The sequence below is a fragment of the Dermacoccus sp. UBA1591 genome (genome assembly GCF_002322065.1).
Classification (GTDB): Bacteria; Actinomycetota; Actinomycetes; order Actinomycetales; family Dermatophilaceae; genus Dermacoccus; species Dermacoccus nishinomiyaensis.
This window is the reverse complement of sequence record NZ_DCNR01000094.1, coordinates 502-1,731: the sequence shown is the minus strand read 5'-3', so window position 1 is coordinate 1,731 and position 1,230 is coordinate 502. Positions and strand designations below refer to the sequence as shown.

Genomic DNA, 1,230 nt, shown 5'->3' with positions numbered 1-1,230 from the left:
GACGTCGTCGACGTCCTGCCCGACGCGGCGATCATCGCCATGACGACGCAGCAAGCCACCACCGAGGGGACGGGTGAGACCGATGCGTGACCAGCAGCCGGACGGCGCGAGCGCCCCTCGAGACGCCGCTCGGCGTGCGTCGCACGCCTCTGCCGTCGCTTCGGTGGAGTTCGCTTCGGATTCCGCTCCCCAGCAACGACGGGCGCCGCACGACCTCGCCGGGCGGCGCATCGTCATCACCGCGCAGCGCAAGGCCGATGAGTTCGCCGCACCGCTCGAACGTCGCGGCGCCGAGGTGATCCGGGCAGCGACTATGTCGCACGTGCCGCACGTCGACGACCCTGAGCTGCTCGCCCATACCCGCGCGCTGATCGAGGAGCCGCCCGACCTGCTCGTGGTGACGACGGGCATCGGGTTCCGGGGCTGGTTCGAGGCCGCCGAGGCGGCCGGGCTGCGCGAGCGACTCCTCGACGCACTGCGGACGACTCGCATCTACGCCCGCGGGCCGAAGGCGCGCGGCGCTGTCGTCGGAGCGGGTCTCGAGGTCACGTGGACGGCCGCCTCGGAGACGGCCGAGGAGATCAAGGAACGTCTGCGCGGGGAGTCGCTCGACGGCGTCCGCGTCGCTGTGCAACACCACGGCGCCGGTTCCGACGGCATCGACGAGACCCTGCGCGCCGCAGGTGCTGACGTCGTCTCGCTCGTCGTCTACCGCTGGGGCCCGGCGCCCGACCCCTCTGCCGTCGCGCGCGCCGTCGATCTCGTCGCGCGATCCGACGTCGATGTCGTCGCGTTCACCGCAGCTCCCGGCGTCTTCGCCTTTCTCGACGCCGCGCGCGCCTCGGGTCAACAGGATGCCGTGCTGGACATGCTGCGCGAGGGGCGCGTCATCGCGGCCTGCGTCGGTGACACCACCGCGGCGCCGCTGCGCGAGTGCGGCGTCGAACCGATCGTGCCGACGCGCTTTCGCCTCGGCGCCTTGACGCGCCTGGTCGCCGACACCCTCGGCGGGCACAATGACGGCCATGCCTGACGACATGACGGTCGCCCCGACCGCGCCCGATCTCGCGCCCCCTGAATCCTCCGCTGTTGCAACGGCGCCCGCGCGTGGCGGCCGGCGAGCCGCACTCGTCCTCGTCGCCCACGGGACGGCGAGCCCACAGGGCCGGCGGGTCGTCCACGATCTCGCCGACGCGGTTCGCGCCGCGCGCCCCGACCTCACCGTCACCG

General features: G+C 73.3%; 1 protein-coding gene and 1 pseudogene. Both read left to right on the top strand.

What is annotated here, in order from left to right; genetic code table 11:
• Window positions 1–163 precede the first annotated feature (163 nt).
• Window positions 164–1,033 carry a uroporphyrinogen-III synthase gene (locus B2284_RS10320; protein ID WP_231729565.1) on the top strand — a complete coding sequence of 290 codons (870 nt, stop codon included), beginning with the start codon at window positions 164–166 and terminating at the stop codon, window positions 1,031–1,033.
• Window positions 1,026–1,230, top strand: a pseudogene (locus B2284_RS10315) (hypothetical protein); the annotation flags it as partial. The gene B2284_RS10320 and the pseudogene B2284_RS10315, both read left to right, overlap by 8 nt.